The organism is Micromonospora sonchi (assembly GCF_014646235.1).
Lineage (GTDB): Bacteria > Actinomycetota > Actinomycetes > Mycobacteriales > Micromonosporaceae > Micromonospora > Micromonospora sonchi.
The window spans coordinates 17986-34881 of record NZ_BMNB01000027.1 but is presented as its reverse complement, the minus strand read 5'-3'; the positions used below and the strand labels follow the sequence as shown (position 1 = coordinate 34881).

Sequence of the window (16896 nt, the reverse complement as noted above, 5' to 3'; positions counted from 1 at the left end):
CCTACCTGCGGGTGCGGCGGAAACTGTCGCAGCAGTCGTTGGCGGATCGGCTGGGCAAGTCGAAGCGCTGGGTCGACAAGGTGGAGCGTGGGGTGCGCTCGCTGGAGAAATGTCGACCATCCGGGACATCGCCGCCGTGCTACGGGTCGATGCCGCGACGCTGCTCGGCCGCGATGCTCGGCCCGCTGACGCGGTCGCACGCAGCGCGGACATCGCACGAGTCCGTGGGGCGCTGTCGGCGTACGCGGTGGTGCGTGACCGGCCGACGCCGAAGGTGTCGGTCGATTGGCTCGTGCGGCAGGTGGGGTACGTCTGGACGGCGTACCAACATGCGCGGTATCCGCAGGTGGTGGAGTTGCTGCCCCGGCTGCTCAGCGACGTCGACCGGGCCGGCGCCCGGGATCCGGTGGCGGGTCGGGTGGCGGTGGTGGAGGCGTACCGGGTGACGGCCGCGCTGCTGGTGAAGCTGGACGAGACGGATCTTGCCTGGCTGGCGGCGGACCGGGCGGTGGCTGCGGCGAAGGGTGATCCCGTGCTGGTGGCTGCGGCGGCGGTGCAGCTCGGGCAGGTGCTGCGCGCCTTCGCGTGGACGCGGTCGGTGCTGCTGGCTGCCGCGTACCGGGTCGCTCCGCCCGAGCTTGCCACCGGCTCTGCCGAGGAGCTGTCGCTGTGTGGGGCGCTGCTGGTGCAGGCCGGCCTGGTCGCGGCCCGCTCCGGTGACGAGCGGGCGACCGGTGAGCTGTTGGACGAGGCCGCCGAGATGGCGGTGCGGGTCGGTGACGGGCTCGACCATCACCGGACCGCGTTCGGGCCGACAGCGGTCGAGTTGGCCCGGTGTGCCGTTGCCGTGGAGTTGGGCGACGGACGGGAGGCGGTTGCGCGGCACCGGCTGGCGGTCCGGCGGGAGGGGTGGCGGTCGCTGCCGGTGGAGCATCGGGCGGCGCACCTGGTCAACGCCGCCCGTGCGTACCTCCAGGCCGATGACCCGGCCAACGCGGCCCGGGTGCTGCTCGACGCGGAGATGGTCGCCCCGTACGAGGTGCGGCGCCGGCCGGCGGGCCGGGACGTCCTCGCCCAGGTCGCCCGTGATCCGAAGGCTCCGGCGGCGATCGGCGAGCTGGCGCTCAGCCTCGGGCTGGTCTGATCGGCGTCAGTCGAGCAGGGTGCGAGCCTCGGCGAGGAGTTCGCACTGTCGACGCCAGTCGCCGCCGGAGAAGCCGATGACCAGGTGGGCTGCCCCGGCGCGGCGGTAGGCGGCCAGTCGCCGTGCCGCGTCCCGAGGTGTCCCGGTGATCGGGATCGTGGCGGCCCGCTCCGCCGGCATGCCGTACGACCTGGTCAAGCCTGCGGCGATCTCCTCGCGGGTGGGAAGGTCGCCGCCGGAGCCGAGGACCCCGGTGGCGCCCACCGCGACGGTCGGGGTGGGCCGTCCGTGGGCGGCGGCGAGTTCGGTGAGCCGGGGCAGCGCGTCCGCGATCTCGTCCTCGGGTACGAGCGACGGGAACCAGCCGTCGCCGTGGCGGGCCGCGCGGCGGATCGCGACCGGGGAGGCGTTGCCGACCCAGAACGGTGGCGACGGCACGGACAGAGCGAGGTCCACGACGGGTTGGCCCGGCTCGTCGCGCAGCCGGACCGGCTCGCCGGCCAACAAACCCGGCAGCAGCTCCAGCGCGGTGTCGGTGCGGCGCCCACGTTCCGCGTACGGCACGCCGGCGGCGGCCCACTGGCCCGGCCCGCCGCCCGAGCCGATGCCGACCACCAGCCTCCCCCCCGATACGTGCTGGAGGCTGGCGATCTGCTTGGCGGCCCAGGCGACCGGACGGATCGCCGGAACGAACACGCTGGCGCCGACCCGGATCCGCCGGGTGGCGGCGGCTGCGGCGGCCAGTGCGACGGCGCAGTCCAGTGTGGGCATGCCGACGGCCAGGTGGTCGCCGTGCCAGACGCTGTCCAGGCCCAGCTCCTCGGCGTGCCGTGCGGCGGTCGGCAGATCCAGGCCCTGTCGCTGCTGAACCGCGACCGACGGCAGGATCACGCCGACGCCGAATGCGCTCATGCTTATCCCCTCCGGATGCGGTGCGGTGGCATTCACTCGACGGTGAGGACGACCTTGCCGCGACCGTGCCCGGTCTCCACCACACGATGGGCGTCGGCCGCCCGAGCCAGCGGAAAGGTCTCGCGTACGTGGATGCGCAGTTTTCCGTGCGCGTACAGTTCGGCCAGTTCGGCGAGCCGAGCCGCCGAACGTGAGGCGGGGGTGACCCGGATGCCGAGTTCCTGCGACCTGCCGTGCTCGACCAGGGTGAGGATCCGGCTTCGGTCGGCCACCAGGGCCAGCGAGACGGCCAGCGCGTCACCGCCAGCGCCGTCCAGGGCGACGTCCACACCGTCCGGCGCGGCTGCCCGTACGCGCTCCAGCAGGCCGTCGCCGTAGGCGACCGGGGTCGCGCCGAGCGAACGCAGGTAGTCGTGGTTCACTTCGCGGGCGGTGCCGATGACGGTGGCGCCCCACTGGACCGCCAGCTGAACCGCGACGGTGCCGACCGCGCCGGCGGCCCCGTGGATGAGGACGGTGTCGCCCTTGCCGACGTTCAGCTCCCGCAGCGCGATGTGCGCCGTCTGCGCCCCGGCGCTGAACCCACCGGCCACCTCCCAGGGCATGCCGGCTGGTTTGGCGGTGACGTGCCCGGCGGGTACGACGACATGTTCGGCGTACGCGTTGAGCAGGTCGAAGCCGAGCACCTCGGTGCCGACGGCGACGCCGGTGACACCCTCGCCGATCTGGTCGACCACGCCGGCGAACTCGTTGCCCGGGATCCTCGGGAATCCCGGCGGCGCGCCGGGCGGCGTCCAGCCGGCCCGCACCGCGCAGTCGAAGGGCTGCACGCCCGCCGCCCTGACCCGCACGCGCACCTGCCCCGTGCCGGCCTGTGGCGTGTCGACCTCCATCAGGCGTAACACGTCCGGGCCGCCAGGTTCAGCGAATGCCGCTGCCTTCATCACCGACTCCTCTCGTCGCCAACGAGATCGAGTCTCCGACCTCAACCGTGGTTGAGGTCAAGCCGTCGGCATCCGCCGTCCCCGGGGCCGGCTCAGACCGTGCCGGTGACCAGGTACTGCATCTGGTGTTCGTGGTTCGGTGCGACGCCGTACCGCTGGTCCAACTCGTAGATCGAGGTCAGCGGCGTCACGTTGACCTTCGACAGCCCCGCCTGCTGCAGGACCGCGACGGTCTGGTCGATGGAGCTGGCGGCGGCCAGCGGCAGGACGGCCTGGACCTGCGGATCGTAGTGCTCGGTGAAGTTCTCCGAGGCGTTGTCGAGACCGTCGGGGAACCAGGTGCTGTCGACCACGGCGATGGTGCCGCCGGGCCGGAGCAGGCGCGCCCAGTTCGCCACGGCCTCCTGCGGCTCGCGCAGCGTCCACATCAGGTAGCGGCTGGTCACCGCGTCGAAGCTCGCGGCCGGGAAGTCCGGTGCCACCGCGTCGCCGTACTGGATGACCGGGCCGTTGGCGACGGCGGCGGCGTGCCGGCGGGCCTGGTCGAGCATCCCCTCGGAGAGGTCGATGCCGGTGACGCGGTGCCCGAGGCCGGCGAGGACCATGGCGACCTGCCCGCTGCCGGTGCCGACGTCGAGCACGTCCAGCGGCGCCGCCGGCAGGGCCTCGGCCCAGATCCGCGACCAGGCCTCCTGGTCCGCGGCGAGCCGGTCGGGACGTTGCTGGTACGCGTCGTAGTCCGGCGCGCGGCCGGTCCAGTAGTCGTTGATTTTCTCCTGCACGCTCATGCGGCACTCCTCTGTTTGGCGGTGTGGTCGATCGGGTGGAACAGCAGATGGATGCCGTCGTCGAGGTCCAGGCGCTGGATGCCGATGCCGTAGACGGGTTCCAGGACGGTGGCGTCGAGCACCTCGTCGGTGGTGCCGGCGGCGGCCACGCCGCCCGAGCCGAGCAGCACCAGGTCGTCGCAGTAGCGGGCGGCGAGGTTGAGGTCGTGCAGCACGACGACGGAGCAGGTGCCGAGGGTACGCACCAGGTGCAGTACCTCGTGCTGGTAGCGGATGTCCAGGTGGTTGGTGGGTTCGTCGAGCAGCAGGTGGGTGGCCTGCTGGGCCAACGCCCGGGCGATCAGCACCCGCTGGCGCTCACCTCCGGAGAGCTGGGCGAAGGCCCGCCCGCCGAGATGGGCGGCCCCGACCCGGGCCAGGCAGCGGGCGGCGATCTCGTGATCGGCGCGGCTGGTGCGCTGGAACGTCGACAGGTGCGGTCCCCGGCCCAGCAGCACCAGCTCGGCCACGGTGAGGGCGGTCTCGCCGCCGGCCTCCTGCACCACCACGGCCAACCGGCGGGCGGCCTCCCGCGACGGCAGGGCGGACAGCTCGTCACCGTCGACGGTGACCTGTCCGGTGGGGCTGCGCAGGGCGCCGTAGAGCAGCCGCAGCAGGGTGGTCTTGCCGCTGCCGTTCGGGCCGATCAGCCCGAGGACCCGGCCCGGCCGCGCGGTCACGCTGACCCCGTCGATCACGGGGTTCGCGCCGTAGCGCCAGGAGACCTCGCTCGCCCGGATCACGTGCCGTCCCCGAAGTGCCGCACGATCCGCTCCAGGCCGTCGATGGACAGCGGCGTCGGCGGCTCGGTGAAGTTGAACAGCTGGGTCATGATCCGGCCCTCGCGGACGGCGGTGAGGTTCCCGGCGCCGGGCAGCCCGGTGAGCGCCTTCTCGACGGCCTTCGGGTCGCCGTCGCTGTGGAGCAGGATCAGCACGTCGGGATCGCGGCCGAGCAGTTCCTCCACGGTGACCTCGAAGACACGCTGCTTGACGTCGCCGAAGACGTTGCGGAGACCGGCCGCCGTCAACTGCGGGTGGGCCATGCTGCCGGTGCCGTAGGCGTACGTGACGCCGCCGCCGATCGTCGGGTACAGCACCGCCGCGCTGCGTCCGGACGGCGTACCGACCTCGGCCTGAACCGTGGCCATGCGTTCGCGCAGCGCGGTGACGGCCGTGCTGGCCTCGGCCTCGCGGCCGAACACCCGGCCGTAGGTCTCCAGCTGCCGGTAGATGTCGTCGAAGGTCGGCACGGCGGTGCTGTCGGGGCACATCGCCGGCTCCTCCAACAGCGGGATGTCCACCGCGGAGAGGGTGTCGCGGGAGAGGTTGTCGACCTCGCCGAGCACCAGGTCGGGCTGTTGGCTGATCACCACCTCCTTGGAGATCTGTAGGTGGCCGCTGGTGTCGGTCCGGTCGGTCAGCAACGGGATCCGGTCCAGCTCGGCGAGGGCCGCGGCGTCGTAGTACTCCCTCGGGTACTGCCCGGCGCGGGCGGTGACCCGATCCATGACGCCGAGCGCGTGCAGGTACGGCACGGCCGCGCTCTTGAGCAGGACGACCCGCTGTGGCGCGGCGTCGAAGGTCACATCCACCCCGCAGTTGGTGACGGTGACCGGGAAGCCCGGACCGGACGCGGTCGGCCCGTCGGTGCCGCCGCCGCACCCCGCCAGCACCAGCAGGGCGGCGCCGGTGGCGGCGGCGAGACGGGTTGCTTTCATCGGTGCCTCCTCGGGCGGGCGCTCACGCGCCGGTGGCGTGCAGACGACGGATCAGGATCAGCAGGAAGGGTGCGCCGAGCAGGGAGGTGATGATGCCGATCGGGATCTCCTGCGGGGCCAGCAGCACCCGGGCGAGCACGTCGGCCCAGATCAGGAGGATGGCCCCGAGCAGAGCGGCCACCGGCACCACCCGGACGTGCGCAGCCCCGACGACGCGTCGGGCCAGGTGGGGGACGACGAGGCCGACGAACCCGATGCTGCCGGCGGCGGAGACCAGCACGCCGACGCTGAGCGAGACCAGCACGAGCAGGCGCAGCCGGAACCGGTCCGGCGAGACGCCCAGGGTCTGTGCGGTCTCGTCACCGATGGCCAGGACGTCGAGCCGCCGCCCGACGACGGTCAGGTAGCCGATCATGCCGATCAGCACGATGGCGGCCACCGCCAGCAGGGCGTCCCAGCGGGCCAGGCCCAGCGAGCCGAGGAGCCAGAACATCACCGACCGGGCGCCCTCGGCGGATCCCGAGGCGAAGATCAGGAAGCTGGTGGTGGCGTACAGCGCGTAGCCGACGGCGACGCCGGAGAGCAGCAACCGGATCGAGGTCACCCGGCCGCCGCTGCGCGCGATCAGGAAGACCAGCAGCGACGCCGCGAGCGCCCCGAGAAACGCGCTGGTGGAGAGGGCGTACTGGCCGAAACCGGCACCGGCGCCGAAGAGGATCGCCGCGGCCGCGCCGCTGGAGGCGCCGGAGTTGATGCCGAGCAGGTACGGATCGGCCAGCACGTTGCGCACCATGGCCTGCAACGCCACCCCGCAGACGGCCAGCCCGGCGCCGACCAGCATGCCGAGCAGCACCCGGGGCAGCCGTACCTGCCAGACGATGGCCTCCTGCGGCGGCGTCCAGGTCACGTCGCCGGGCACCCCGACGAGGTGGTGCCCGATGATCCGGGCCACTGTCAGCGGGGGAATCCCGACCGCCCCGGACCCGACCGCGACGACTCCGGTCACGATCAGTCCGACGGTCAGCGCGAGCAGCCAGAACCCCGTCCGGCGTCGCTGCGCCGCGACGCCGAGCAGGTCCGGTCCACCCTTGCACAGGGCGATGGCGGTCACCGTACCCCAATCTGCACTGCTCTGGCTCTTGCAAAATCTTGGCAAAAGCTACCAGCAAGATCAGGCGACGGAGAAGCCGGTGCGGCGCTCTTCACTCCGCAGAATGTGTCGCTGGTCCTCCCGACGGCGCGGCGGCGCGATGTTAAGAAGGGGCCCTTTTACTACCTGAGGCGTTAACAGGGGGCCCTTCCTTAGAGGGCGGGCCGTCGAGGGTGTCGAGCAGCCGGCGCCGCCGCAGTGACGCCACCAGCAGGCTCAACCCGACCCCGGTCAGCGCCACCGCCCACCGCACGCCGATCAGGTCCGCCAGCCAGCTCTGCAGCAGGGCGCCGGCCGGGTAACCGCCGGCGAATGCCATCCAGTACAGCGACGAGACCCGGCCCCGCAACGAGTCGGGGGAGAGCACCTGCACGGTCACGTGGGCGGTGGAGAGCACCGCGAGGTAGTTCACCCCGACCAGGAGCACCGCCGCGAACCCGGCCCAGAGTGCCGGGGCCGCGGCCAGGGCGATCGTCGCGAGACCGTGCGCGGTCAGGGCCATCGCGGTCACCTCCGAGCGCCGACGGTCGGTGCCGTAGACGCTGAGCAGGACCCCGCCCAGTACGGCGCCGGTGCCCAGTCCGGAGGCGAGCAGGCCGGCGCCGGCGGTCCCGGCGTGGTAGACGTCGGTGGCGAAGACCGCCGCGAGTTGCACGATCGGCGTACCGACGAAGGAGACGCACCCGGCGAGCAGCACCGCGATCAGCAGCCCGGGCACCCGGCGGGTGTACCGCACACCGCCGCCCAGCCGGGCGAGCGCCGACTGGCGGGACGCCGGACCACGGGCCGGGCGGGGCCGGACCGTCGCGAGGGCGAGCAGCATCAGGACGTTGGCCCCGGCGGCCGCCAGGAAGGCCGCGGTGCTGCCGGCGCGCACCAGCACCGCCGTGGCCAGCACCGGCCCCAGCGCACGGGCCAGGTTGGCCTGCATCGAGTTGAGCGCGATCGCGTTGAGCAGGTGCCGGGCGGGCACCAGTTGGGGGATGAGGCTCTGCCAGGCGGGGGTCTGCACCCCGTTCGCCGCGCCGGCCAGGGCGACCAGGGCCAGCAGCGTCGCCGGGGGCGGCGTCTCGGCCCGGCTGAGCAGCGCCAGCAGCAGGGCGACCAGCAGCGCGATCAGCTGCGTGGTGGCCAGCACGGTCCGGCGTGGGTAGCGGTCGGCCAGCAGCCCGCCGACCGGGGAGCCGAGCATCGCCGGTATGAACTGCGCGAAGGCGCCGAGCCCGGCCCACACCGCCCGCCCGGTCGCCTGGTAGAGCAGCAGCGGCACGGTCAGGTTGAGCATCCAGGTGGCCGTGCTGGCGCAGACCGCTCCCACCCAGAAGGCCCGGAACTCCCGGCAGCGTAGCGCCGCCACCGCGCCGGCCCAGCGAACCCGCTGCGGTGGCGTCGGCACCCCGCCGCCCGGCGGCACGAGCACGGCTTCCGAGCCCGGCTGCGCGCTGCCGGGCCCGGTCGCGTCCGTGCGGGTGGTCCGATCGTCTGTCATCGCCTCACCGGTACCTCGACCATGCCGGCCAAATGTGGGCGTCGGGCTCCCTTCCGGTCGGGCGGTTGCCCGCAGTGACGACTACCTAACAGTAACATCGATGACAGTAGATGAAGCCGGCTTGGTTTTCCAGACCTGCGGACGGTCCGCCCGGGGCCGCTGCGGCAACGGCCGCCGGACAAGGGTGGGCGGACAAGGGTGGCGGGCTGTTCATCGGCCGGCTACCGACAGTTCGACTGCGATGCGAAACCCCGCCGTATCGTCCCGACGCTGGCTCATCTCACGACAAGGACGGTCCTGCGGGTGTGGCTCGAAGCTGACAAGAAGGAGCTCGAGGCGTTCCTCGACTCCGCTTCGGTGTACTGGCGCAAGAACCTGGGGTCCACACCGTCCCCGCGATACCTGGTCGTCGAGGTGTTCCACCAGGACATCAGGGTGGCCATGCGCAACCTGGCGGTGGCCAACGCGATCCGCCGGATCGTGCCCGCCCAACTGGTGGTCGTGACCGGCGTGGAGCAGATGTGGCACGAGGCGCTCTGGACCGGGTTCGACGTGACGCTGGTCGAGCGGCTGGCAGCGGCGTACGGCGCCAGCGAGGTCATCGACCTCTATCGCCTGGTGGAGGGCGCGGCCGGCCCGGTGCCGGTGGAGCTGTCCGGGCGGCGGTTGACCCCGGGCGCGGCGATCAGCGACGAGACCCTGGCCGAGTTCGTCAGCGCCACCTACTGCCGGGTGACCAAGCGGCCCCGCGCACCCGAGGACCCCACCGCCGACCCGCGATACCAGCGGCGGCAGGCGCTGGCCCGGGCCATCTCGTCGTACTACGACGCGCTGCTCGGCGGCGGTCCCGCAGTGGCCCTGGTGACCAGCCACGTCGACTACGACCACTGGGGTCTGGCGGTGGACTCCGCCCGGCGAGCCGGCGTACCCGTCGTGCACACCCAGCAGACGGGATGCCTGAAGGCGTACGCCCTCTATCCCGAAACCGACACCGGAGAGTTCACCTTCCGCGGCGAACTCACCCGCCAACTCGGCGACTTCTTCGAGCGGCGGGTCTGGTCGCGGCGAGCCGAGGTGCGACGCAACGCGGAACTGGTGGCCTGGCGATCCAAGGTGAACCTGGGCCGGCCGAGCTGGTGGCGCGGCGGCGCCAGCGCCTCCGTCGACATCACCAGCAGCGCGGAGCGGGCCCGGCTGCGTACGCACTTCGCGGCCCGTCTCGGGTTCGACCCGGCGCGACCGATCGTGGCGGTCTTCAACCACGCCGTCTCCGACGCGCCCGGCACCAACCACCAGTCCTTCCCCACCCTGGCCGACTGGTTCGAGCAGACCGCGCGCTTCGCGAGCACCTGCCCCGAGGCGCAGTGGTTGTTCCAGGACCACCCGAGCCAGTTCCGTTACGACAGCACCGGCTTCTTCGAATCGGTCGCCCGCCGCTACGAGCGGCACCGGCACATGGTGTTCCAGCCGAGCAGGGACCTCAGCAAGAACGGCCTGTGGAGCGTGGTCGACCTCGGGGTGACCGTACGCGGCAGCGTGAGCAACGAGCTGCCCGCGTACGGCATCCCGGTGATCCAGGCCGGCTGGTCCGAGTGGAGCGACTGCGGGCTGTCCACCGTCGTCGAGGACCCGGAGGCCTACTGGAAGGCGCTCGACTCGGCGATCGGCGCCCTACGCAACGGCGAGGAGATCATCTCGGCCGAGCAGGTCGAGCGGGCCCGGCTGTGGCTGTGGTTCTACCGCAGCGCCACCGACCTGTTCACCCCGCAGGTGCCGCACTGGGAGGTCTGGCCGGCCGACTACCTGCTCCGCGCGGTGCGGACCGCGTTCCGACACATCGAGAGCGACGCCGATCCGCTGTTCGAGGCCGTCGAACGGATGTGGACCCGGCGCGAGCCGGTGCTGACCCGGATGGACCTTCCGGTGCCCGGGGGTGACCGGTAGTGGCGATCGGCACCTGGTTCGCCACGGAATTCGACGATCCGGTTCCGGCCCGGGATCTGCCGGCGGTGTTCACCTCCGGCGGCGACCCCGAGGTCCTGGTCGCCGACCGGTTCTCCCGCGGCGTGGCCATCGTGGGGCGGGTCCAGGCCGAGTCCGGGGCGGTCGTGCTGAAGGTACGCACCGACGGCCGGGCCGTCCGCGTCCGGGTCAACCTGCACGTCGACAGCGCCTCGCAGGCGGCCTGGTCGCGTGCCGCGTCACCGGCCCGGGGCGTACGCGAACTGCCCCGCCTGATCCTGGTCCGGGCCCAGGCCACGGCACGGGCCGCCGTCCTGATCCATCGCCACCGGGGGCGGGTGCGGATGGTGGAAGCCCACGCGTGGGTGGAGTTCGACCTGGGCGCCGACGAGGTGGGCGCGGACGGTCTGCTGGTCGTCGAGCTCGCGGACGCCGCGTTGCCGCCGTGGTCGGCCTCGTCGCTCAGCCCGCTGTCGGCCGTCGGCGTGCGCATCAACCAGGTGGAAATCAGCCCGGCCGAGGACGCCGACCGGCCGACCGGTTCGCGTCGGCTCCCCGGCACCGCCGCGCAGCTCGCCGGCCTGGTCAGCGCCGGCGGGCTGGTCGGGGCACGGGGTCGCGGCGAGGGTCAGCCCCGGTCCCGGTTCGTCGTGGTCAACGCCGACGACGCCGAGGTACGGTGTCGGCTCCGGATCACCGCCGCGTCGACGCCACCGCCCGCGTTCCGGCACCCCAGCCGCGACTTCCTGCGCCGCAAGCGGGGCCAGACCGTGCTGAAGGCCCTCCGGGTGGCGCGGCGCGGGGCGGGGTACGCCCTGTTCGAGGCGTCACCGTTCACCCGGTCGCCGCACGCCGACCACCTGGTCGTACGGGCCGCGAGCCTGCTCGACGGCGCCGACTGCCGGGTCAGCGCGACCGCGCCGGCGGCGGACGCCCTCGACGTGACGGTCGAGCGGAGGGCCCCCGGACCGGTGCTGATCGGCCTAGCCGAGCCCGACGAGTCGCGCCGACGCGTCTCCGACCTCGCCTGCCAGGTCGTCGAGGTGCAGTGGTGACCGGAACCCACGACCTGCCGCTCACCGACGACGCGGTGGCCAACCGGGAGGCGATCGAGCGACTCCTGGCGGCACAGTCGGGCGGCACGCTGCGGCTGCCCGCGGGCACCTTCGCGTTGGATCGCGGGATCGCCGTCGGACCCGGCTGGACCCTGGCCGGCGCCGAGCACGGCGACGGGCCGGTGACCACCTGGCTCACCTCGTCCGCATCGGACGGGGCGCCCCTCCTGCACGTGCTGGGCTCGCGGGTGACGATCCAGGGCATCGGCTTCCGCCCGCCGCCCTTCGGGCCGGGCGAGCACGGCGGCGACCGGGGCACCGCGATCACCGTCGGGCGATACCTCTACCCGACGCAGGCGGAGTGGATCGAGGGGATCCGGATCCGACGCGTCCAGGTCGAACGCCCCGACACGCGTACCGCCAACTGCATCGCCGTCATGGGGGCGGTACGCGACCTCACCATCGCCGAGGTCTCGATCGTCGGCGGCTGCACCGGGGTCGCCGTGCACTGGGGTGCGGTCGGCGAGCGCGTCGACTCGATCGTCGGACCCTCCTACCACCCGCACCACCTCAGCATCACCGACCTGCACGTGACCGACGCCTTCGAGGGCTTCTACCTCAGCTCCGTGCACGACGTGGTCGTGGACCGGGCCCGGCTGTCGGCCGTCGAGATCGGTTTCCGGCTGCTGCCCGGCGACAACACCGACCGCTTCCACGCCGCCGACGACAACGCCGTCGGCGAACGGATCCGGGTGACGCGCGCCTGGGTGTCCTGGAACGGCCCGCTGTACGCGATGCGCATCGCCGGCTGGGGCCGCAGCGAGATCGACCAGTCGATCCGAGTGCTCGAATACCGCGACGTCGTCGTGTCGGACTGCACCCTGGTGCCGCTACCGCTGGCTACGCCCGGATTCGGCGACCCCCGCCGCTCCCGCGCACCCGTCGTCCTCGAACAGGCCTCCGGGGTGACGCTGGACGGAATCCGGGTCGACGTGCCCGGCGATTCGAGCACCGCCGCCGGATCATGGTCGTCAGCGGTTGATCGAACCTGAAACCCGCTAGCGTCACCTCTCGAACCGGCGACGCCGCGAGGTCGGTAACCCCTCACGCATCCCCAACATGAAGGAGTTGCGACCACCCTCGACGGGTCATTCCGAGATCCGGATTCTGTTCGTGTTCGATCCTTGGAGAGCGGCAGTCCTCCTGGTCGCCGGCGACAAGTCGGGCCAGTGGAAGCGGTGGTATCGAGACGCGATCCCCGAGGCGGAGCAGCTGTACGCGACATATCTCAAGGAACGCGAGAGGGAGGAAGAGTGATGAGCGAGGTTCGGCGCTGGCGAGAATCCGGCCATCTGGAGCGCGCGGTGGAGACCGCTGGGGGGCGCGAGGCTTTCGATGCAGGGGTCGGCCAGATGCTCGATGAAGCTCGGGGCTGGCGGCTCGCTGAGATGCGGAAGCGGCGAGGGCTCACCCAGGAGCAGGTAGCTGCCCGAATGGACGTATCGGTTTCACGCGTCTCGCAGATCGAAGGCGGCGATGTGTCCACTCAGGAGGTGTTGAACCGGTACATCTCTGCTCTCGGCGGCACGCTCAAACTCATTGCTGACTTCGGTGACGAGCAGCTGAAACTTGCTTGACGCCCCGATCGTAGGCACCTCCCATACGCGCCCGTCGGCGCCGCACAGCAACCGGCCGGCGGTTGATCAAACTGACGGGTGGGCCGCCATCGCCGGGCCGGGACCGAAGCGGGCGTAGGCGGCGACGCCGAGTCCGAACAGCGCGACCACCGGCAGCCAGGACGTGGCGGAGGTGGAGGGTTGGACCGGCCAGGCCCAGAGAGCGGTGGCCGGATCCGTCTGGCGGGGAACGGCGGCGTAGACGGCGCACACGTAGCCGAACGCCGGCAGCCACGCCAGACGTACGCCGAGCAGCGCCGCCGCGCCGGCGACCAGGCCGGTGCAGCCGAGGGTGTTGCGGACCAGCGCGTACGCGCCGAAGGCGTGCGGCTCACGCAGCCCGGCCAGGCTGAGCGCCGCCGCGATGGCCAGCCCGGCGAGCAGGACATGCCCGGCCCGCCACGCTCGCCACCGCAGCGGGGTGCTGCGCTCAAGGTCATCGTCGGCGCCGCCCAGGGTGGGGGCGACGAGGATGGCGGCGAGCAGCGGCGCGAGCGCGACCACCGGCACCCGGGCGAGCGCCCCGTTGAAGTAGGAGCGGCTGGCCAGCCAGCTTCCGGCGGACCAGGCCAGCACCGTGACGACGGCCAGGCCGACCGCGAATTTCGGTACGCCCCGCGCGGTCAGGTGCAGCCTGAGCAGCCGGGCGCTCACCGTGGCCGCCCGAGGTGCAGCAGCGCCGGCACGTCGCAGCGGGCCGCAGCATCCAGGTAGGCCGCGAACCAGGCGCGCTGTTCTGCCAGCGGCAACGCGCGCAGCGATTCGAGCGCCGGATCGACGGGTGCCGGCGCAAGCGCCGGGTCGGTGGGTCTCCACTCGTCGAGCAGCCAGGCTGCCGCGAGCCCACTGACGAGGTACACCTGCTGGTTCACCTCGCGACCCGGCTCGACGGGGCACTGCGGCCAGGTCACCGCTCGGAAGTCGGCGCGGAGCCCATCAGGGCTGGCCAGGCCACCCCGGGCGGTGGACTGCTGGTCCAGATGGAGCCAGACGGTCCCGTCATCGGGTGTGTCTTGTGTCCGGGCAGGCGCGGCGGCGTGGTCCACCGCCCGCCGCGGCGCACCGGGGATGCCGTCGAGCCGCGCCAGGATCGGTTGCGCGACCGGCGCCACCTCGTCGAGGAGGAAGGCGTTGATCCTGGACACGCAGACCTGCGGCCCGGTGTCCGTGCAGACCAGCTCGACCGCGCCGGGGTCGGCCGGCAGGCGGTGCGGGCCGGGCCCGGTGACGATCACCACCGCGACGGCGATCGCGACCGCGCCGGCCAGGGCGGAGACGCGCCACCGCCGGGCGGCGGCGGCCAACAGAAGGGCGGTGAGCGCCAGCAGCCAGGCCGCCTGCCCCGCGGTGACCCGGTCGGGCACGACCCGGTGCACGCCCCACCCCGGGTTGACGGGGGAGAGCCAGGCGGCTGCTGTCGTGTCCCAGTACAGCAGGATCGCCAGCCCCAGGTACGTGGCCAGGCCGGCGACGGGCGCGGCGACCCGCAGCGGCGACAGCCGACCCACCAGTGTGCCGCACGCGGTGGCCGCGCCCAGCGCCACGACGCCGACGAGCAGAGTCCACCACCAGCCGCCTCCGCCGTACGTCGCGACCGGGGCAACCAGCACCGCCGCCCCGGCGAAGGCGACCAGCACACCGACACTGCCGGCCAGTGCCACGGCCAGCCACGCCACCAGCAACAGGTGCCAGCCGGGACGGGGGGTGGAGCCGATCAACTCGTCGAGGTCGCGCCGACGCTCCCGGCCGGCCTGCCACGCTCCGGCGGCGACCATGAGCGCGCACAGGATCAGCATCGAGACTCGGAAGTAGTTTGCCAGGCCGGCCCACCGGCCAGCCCAGTGGTCCACGTGCACGGCCAGCATCCACACCCCGGCACCGAACATCGCCAGGGCCGCCGCTGGCGCGGTGCCCCGGCGCAGCTCCACCCGCAGCACCCGGTTCACCGCGCTGCCTCCCGCGCTCCGCGCAGTACCGCGGTGTAACCGCGCTCGATCGGGGAGTCGCCGCTGTCGCCGTCACCACCTGCGGCGATGAGTTCGTCAGGCAGGCCGGTGAAGACCAGCCGCCCGTTGTCGACCAGACCGACCCGGGTGCAGGCGGCGACGACGTCCTCGACCAGGTGGGTGCTGACCACGACGACGGCGTCCAGCCCCAACTCCCGCAGCAGGGCCCGGAACTCCACCCGCTGTTCCGGATCGAGGCCAGCGGTCGGCTCGTCCAGCAGCAGCAACCGTGGGTCGTTCACGATGGCCTGGGCGATGCCGGCCCGCCGCAGCATCCCCCCGGACAGGTGCTTCATCCGGTCGTCGGCGCGGTCGAGCAGCCCGACCCGCTCGATCGCCCGGTCCACCGCCAACGGGATCGCCGCTGACGGCATCTCCCTCAACCAGGCGAAATACTCGACGAACTCCCGCACAGTGAAGCGCGGATAGAACCCGAAGGACTGCGGCAGATAGCCCAGCCGGCGGCGGGCCACCCGCAGCCCCGCGTGATCCGACAGCGGCTGCCCGAGCAGCCGGACGTCGCCGCGATCGGGTCGCAGCACCGTGGCCAGGACCCGCATCAGGGTGGTCTTGCCAGCCCCGTTCGGGCCGAGCAGGCCGTGCACTCCCACACCCAGTTCGAGGTTCAGGTCCTCAAGGACCGGCCGCCTGCCGTAGCCGACCCGCAGGCCTGAGATGCTCACCGTCGTCACGCCGCTCGTCTCCCCACCTGTTCCCGACGTACGTACAACACTCCGAGGGCCGCCATGGTGACACCCAGCCACACCGGCCCGCTGTCCACGACGACCGTCCAGGCGCCGAAGGGCGCCAACACGACGAGGGCCCACCCTCCCAGCACCACACCCGCCGCGGTGGCGGGCTCGATCAGCGAGCCGAGCGCCAGCGCCAGCGCGGTCAAGGCGAGACACATCAGCGGCCACACCGCTGGCGGACCGAGTCCCGTCACCGCGCCGGCGAGGACCGCGACCGGCGCGGTGGCGGTGAGTACCGCAAGCGTGCGCCACAGCACGATCCGCAGCCCACCGTGCGGGGTGCCCGCCACCAGCTCGTGCAGCGGATCGGTGCGCGGCCCGTACGACAGGGCGGTGCCGACCACCGGCAGTGCCGGCGCGACGAGCAGCAGCAGCCACGGTGGCAGCACCGCCGGACCGACCGACACTCCCAGGGAGGTCAGCCCGGCGACGGCCACCGCCATCAACCAGGCGCCCCGGGCCGCCGGCGCGGCACTGAGCAGCACCAGGAGGCGCCGCCACGCGGACGCCGGCCGCGCCCGTCCCGGCGACGGCAGGCGTCGTACCAGCGCCACCGCCACCGCCTCGACCAGCCGCTCGGCCGGCTCGTCGAGGACGATGCCAGCCCGGCACCGGGCGCATCGGTCGAGATGTGCCTCCACCGACCAGGCATCCGCGTCGTCCAGACCACCGTCGACGTACGCGGCGAGCACCCGCGCGTCAAGGTGAAACTCAGTCACGACAACGCCTCCCGCAGTTCGCGGCGGGCCCGCATCGCCCGGGTCTTCACCGTGCCCTCCGGTACGCCCAGCACCACCGCCGCCTCCCGCACGGTCAACCCGTCCAGCACCGTCGCCTGCAACACCGCCCGCAACTCGGGCGACAACGAATGAAGGGCCCGCTCCAGATCCGCGTCGTACGTCCCGGCCAGCGCCTCTTCCTCCGCCGACGGCGACCAGGCCAGGACCGGTTCCGGCACCGGGCCGGCGCTCTGCGGGCGGGCCAGGGCACGGCGTCGGGTGTCGATCAGCCGGCGCAGCGCGACCGCCCACAGCCAGTGCACCGCCGCGCCGTCACCCCGGTAGCCGGCCGCCGCCCGCCAGACCGTCAGGAACGTCTCCTGCAACAGCTCCTGGGCCAACTCCCGGTCGCGGCAGCGGCGACGCAGGCGCAGCACCAGCCATGGTGCGTGCCGCGCGTAGAGCACGTCGAACGCACGCCGGTCGCCCGCTCCGACGAGGCGCAGCAGCGCCCCGTCGTCCTCGTCCATCACGCAAGGT

The 16896-nt window shown here is 72.8% G+C and carries 17 protein-coding genes and 1 pseudogene; 6 read left to right on the top strand and 12 right to left on the bottom strand.

Annotated elements, in window-relative coordinates:
* Positions 1-109 precede the first annotated feature (109 nt).
* Positions 110-1144: an XRE family transcriptional regulator gene (locus IEY61_RS23745; protein ID WP_268240686.1), complete on the top strand. Its 1035-nt coding sequence runs from the start codon at positions 110-112 to the stop codon at positions 1142-1144.
* 6 nt (positions 1145-1150) lie between these two features.
* Here the strand turns inward: IEY61_RS23745 and IEY61_RS23740 are convergent, their stop codons facing one another.
* From IEY61_RS23740 to IEY61_RS23710, 7 genes are all read right to left on the bottom strand, one after another.
* Complete coding sequence (locus tag IEY61_RS23740; protein ID WP_189048049.1) at positions 1151-2056, bottom strand: LLM class flavin-dependent oxidoreductase; 906 nt, start codon at positions 2054-2056, stop codon at positions 1151-1153.
* Between the two features lie 32 nt (positions 2057-2088).
* On the bottom strand, positions 2089-3000 hold the full coding sequence (locus IEY61_RS23735; protein WP_189048047.1) for an NADP-dependent oxidoreductase: 912 nt from the start codon (positions 2998-3000) through the stop codon (positions 2089-2091).
* A 92-nt stretch (positions 3001-3092) separates the two neighbouring features.
* Entirely contained in the window at positions 3093-3788 is a 696-nt protein-coding gene (locus IEY61_RS23730; protein ID WP_189048045.1) for a class I SAM-dependent methyltransferase, read from the bottom strand.
* Complete coding sequence (locus IEY61_RS23725) at positions 3785-4570, bottom strand: ABC transporter ATP-binding protein (RefSeq protein ID WP_189048043.1); 786 nt, start codon at positions 4568-4570, stop codon at positions 3785-3787. The genes IEY61_RS23730 and IEY61_RS23725 overlap by 4 nt, the downstream gene beginning before the upstream one ends.
* Positions 4567-5547: an ABC transporter substrate-binding protein gene (locus IEY61_RS23720; protein ID WP_189048041.1), complete on the bottom strand. Its 981-nt coding sequence runs from the start codon at positions 5545-5547 to the stop codon at positions 4567-4569. Before IEY61_RS23720 ends, IEY61_RS23725 begins: the two co-directional genes overlap by 4 nt.
* Before the next feature lie 22 nt (positions 5548-5569).
* Positions 5570-6658: a FecCD family ABC transporter permease gene (locus IEY61_RS23715; RefSeq protein WP_189048039.1), complete on the bottom strand. Its 1089-nt coding sequence runs from the start codon at positions 6656-6658 to the stop codon at positions 5570-5572.
* A gap of 142 nt (positions 6659-6800) precedes the next feature.
* Positions 6801-8186, bottom strand: a complete 1386-nt coding sequence (locus IEY61_RS23710) for an MFS transporter (protein ID WP_189048037.1) — start codon at positions 8184-8186, stop codon at positions 6801-6803.
* A 303-nt stretch (positions 8187-8489) separates the two neighbouring features.
* On the opposite strand from IEY61_RS23710, the gene IEY61_RS23705 reads away from it, so the two are divergent.
* The 5 genes and pseudogenes from IEY61_RS23705 (at position 8490) to IEY61_RS23685 (ending at position 12840) form a co-directional block, all read left to right on the top strand.
* A complete protein-coding gene (locus tag IEY61_RS23705) occupies positions 8490-10130 on the top strand; it encodes a hypothetical protein (protein WP_189048035.1) in 1641 nt (546 codons plus the stop codon).
* Positions 10130-11203, top strand: a complete 1074-nt coding sequence (locus IEY61_RS23700; protein ID WP_189048033.1) for a hypothetical protein — start codon at positions 10130-10132, stop codon at positions 11201-11203. The genes IEY61_RS23705 and IEY61_RS23700 overlap by 1 nt, the downstream gene beginning before the upstream one ends.
* Positions 11200-12255 (top strand): right-handed parallel beta-helix repeat-containing protein, encoded by a 1056-nt coding sequence (locus IEY61_RS23695; RefSeq protein ID WP_229706387.1) that lies wholly within the window; start codon positions 11200-11202, stop codon positions 12253-12255. Before IEY61_RS23700 ends, IEY61_RS23695 begins: the two co-directional genes overlap by 4 nt.
* 52 nt (positions 12256-12307) lie before the next feature.
* Positions 12308-12520 (top strand): annotated as a pseudogene (locus IEY61_RS23690) (type II toxin-antitoxin system RelE/ParE family toxin); the annotation flags it as partial.
* Positions 12520-12840 carry a helix-turn-helix domain-containing protein gene (locus tag IEY61_RS23685; protein ID WP_189048027.1) on the top strand — a complete coding sequence of 107 codons (321 nt, stop codon included), beginning with the start codon at positions 12520-12522 and terminating at the stop codon, positions 12838-12840. The pseudogene IEY61_RS23690 and the gene IEY61_RS23685, both read left to right, overlap by 1 nt.
* Before the next feature lie 66 nt (positions 12841-12906).
* Here the strand turns inward: IEY61_RS23685 and IEY61_RS23680 are convergent, their stop codons facing one another.
* Genes IEY61_RS23680 through IEY61_RS23660 form a run of 5 tightly spaced genes read right to left on the bottom strand, consistent with a single transcriptional unit; the run spans position 12907 to position 16889 of the window.
* Positions 12907-13533, bottom strand: a complete 627-nt coding sequence (locus tag IEY61_RS23680; protein WP_189048025.1) for a hypothetical protein — start codon at positions 13531-13533, stop codon at positions 12907-12909.
* Positions 13530-14825: an ABC transporter permease gene (locus IEY61_RS23675; RefSeq protein ID WP_189048023.1), complete on the bottom strand. Its 1296-nt coding sequence runs from the start codon at positions 14823-14825 to the stop codon at positions 13530-13532. The genes IEY61_RS23680 and IEY61_RS23675 overlap by 4 nt, the downstream gene beginning before the upstream one ends.
* Positions 14822-15577, bottom strand: a complete 756-nt coding sequence (locus IEY61_RS23670; protein ID WP_189048021.1) for an ABC transporter ATP-binding protein — start codon at positions 15575-15577, stop codon at positions 14822-14824. The genes IEY61_RS23675 and IEY61_RS23670 overlap by 4 nt, the downstream gene beginning before the upstream one ends.
* Positions 15574-16356 (bottom strand): zf-HC2 domain-containing protein, encoded by a 783-nt coding sequence (locus IEY61_RS23665; protein ID WP_189048019.1) that lies wholly within the window; start codon positions 16354-16356, stop codon positions 15574-15576. Before IEY61_RS23665 ends, IEY61_RS23670 begins: the two co-directional genes overlap by 4 nt.
* Positions 16353-16889: an RNA polymerase sigma factor gene (locus IEY61_RS23660; protein WP_189048017.1), complete on the bottom strand. Its 537-nt coding sequence runs from the start codon at positions 16887-16889 to the stop codon at positions 16353-16355. Before IEY61_RS23660 ends, IEY61_RS23665 begins: the two co-directional genes overlap by 4 nt.
* Positions 16890-16896 lie beyond the last annotated feature (7 nt).

Bases quoted from the DNA above. Each gene is read 5' to 3' on its own strand.
- IEY61_RS23685 (WP_189048027.1), top strand. From the start codon at position 12,520: ATGAGCGAGGTTCGGCGCTGGCGAGAATCCGGCCATCTGGAGCGCGCG.
- IEY61_RS23720 (WP_189048041.1), bottom strand. From the start codon at position 5,547: ATGAAAGCAACCCGTCTCGCCGCCGCCACCGGCGCCGCCCTGCTGGTG.
- IEY61_RS23730 (WP_189048045.1), bottom strand. From the start codon at position 3,788: ATGAGCGTGCAGGAGAAAATCAACGACTACTGGACCGGCCGCGCGCCG.
- IEY61_RS23740 (WP_189048049.1), bottom strand. From the start codon at position 2,056: ATGAGCGCATTCGGCGTCGGCGTGATCCTGCCGTCGGTCGCGGTTCAG.
- IEY61_RS23735 (WP_189048047.1), bottom strand. From the start codon at position 3,000: ATGAAGGCAGCGGCATTCGCTGAACCTGGCGGCCCGGACGTGTTACGC.
- IEY61_RS23745 (WP_268240686.1), top strand. From the start codon at position 110: ATGTCGACCATCCGGGACATCGCCGCCGTGCTACGGGTCGATGCCGCG.
- IEY61_RS23710 (WP_189048037.1), bottom strand. From the start codon at position 8,186: ATGACAGACGATCGGACCACCCGCACGGACGCGACCGGGCCCGGCAGC.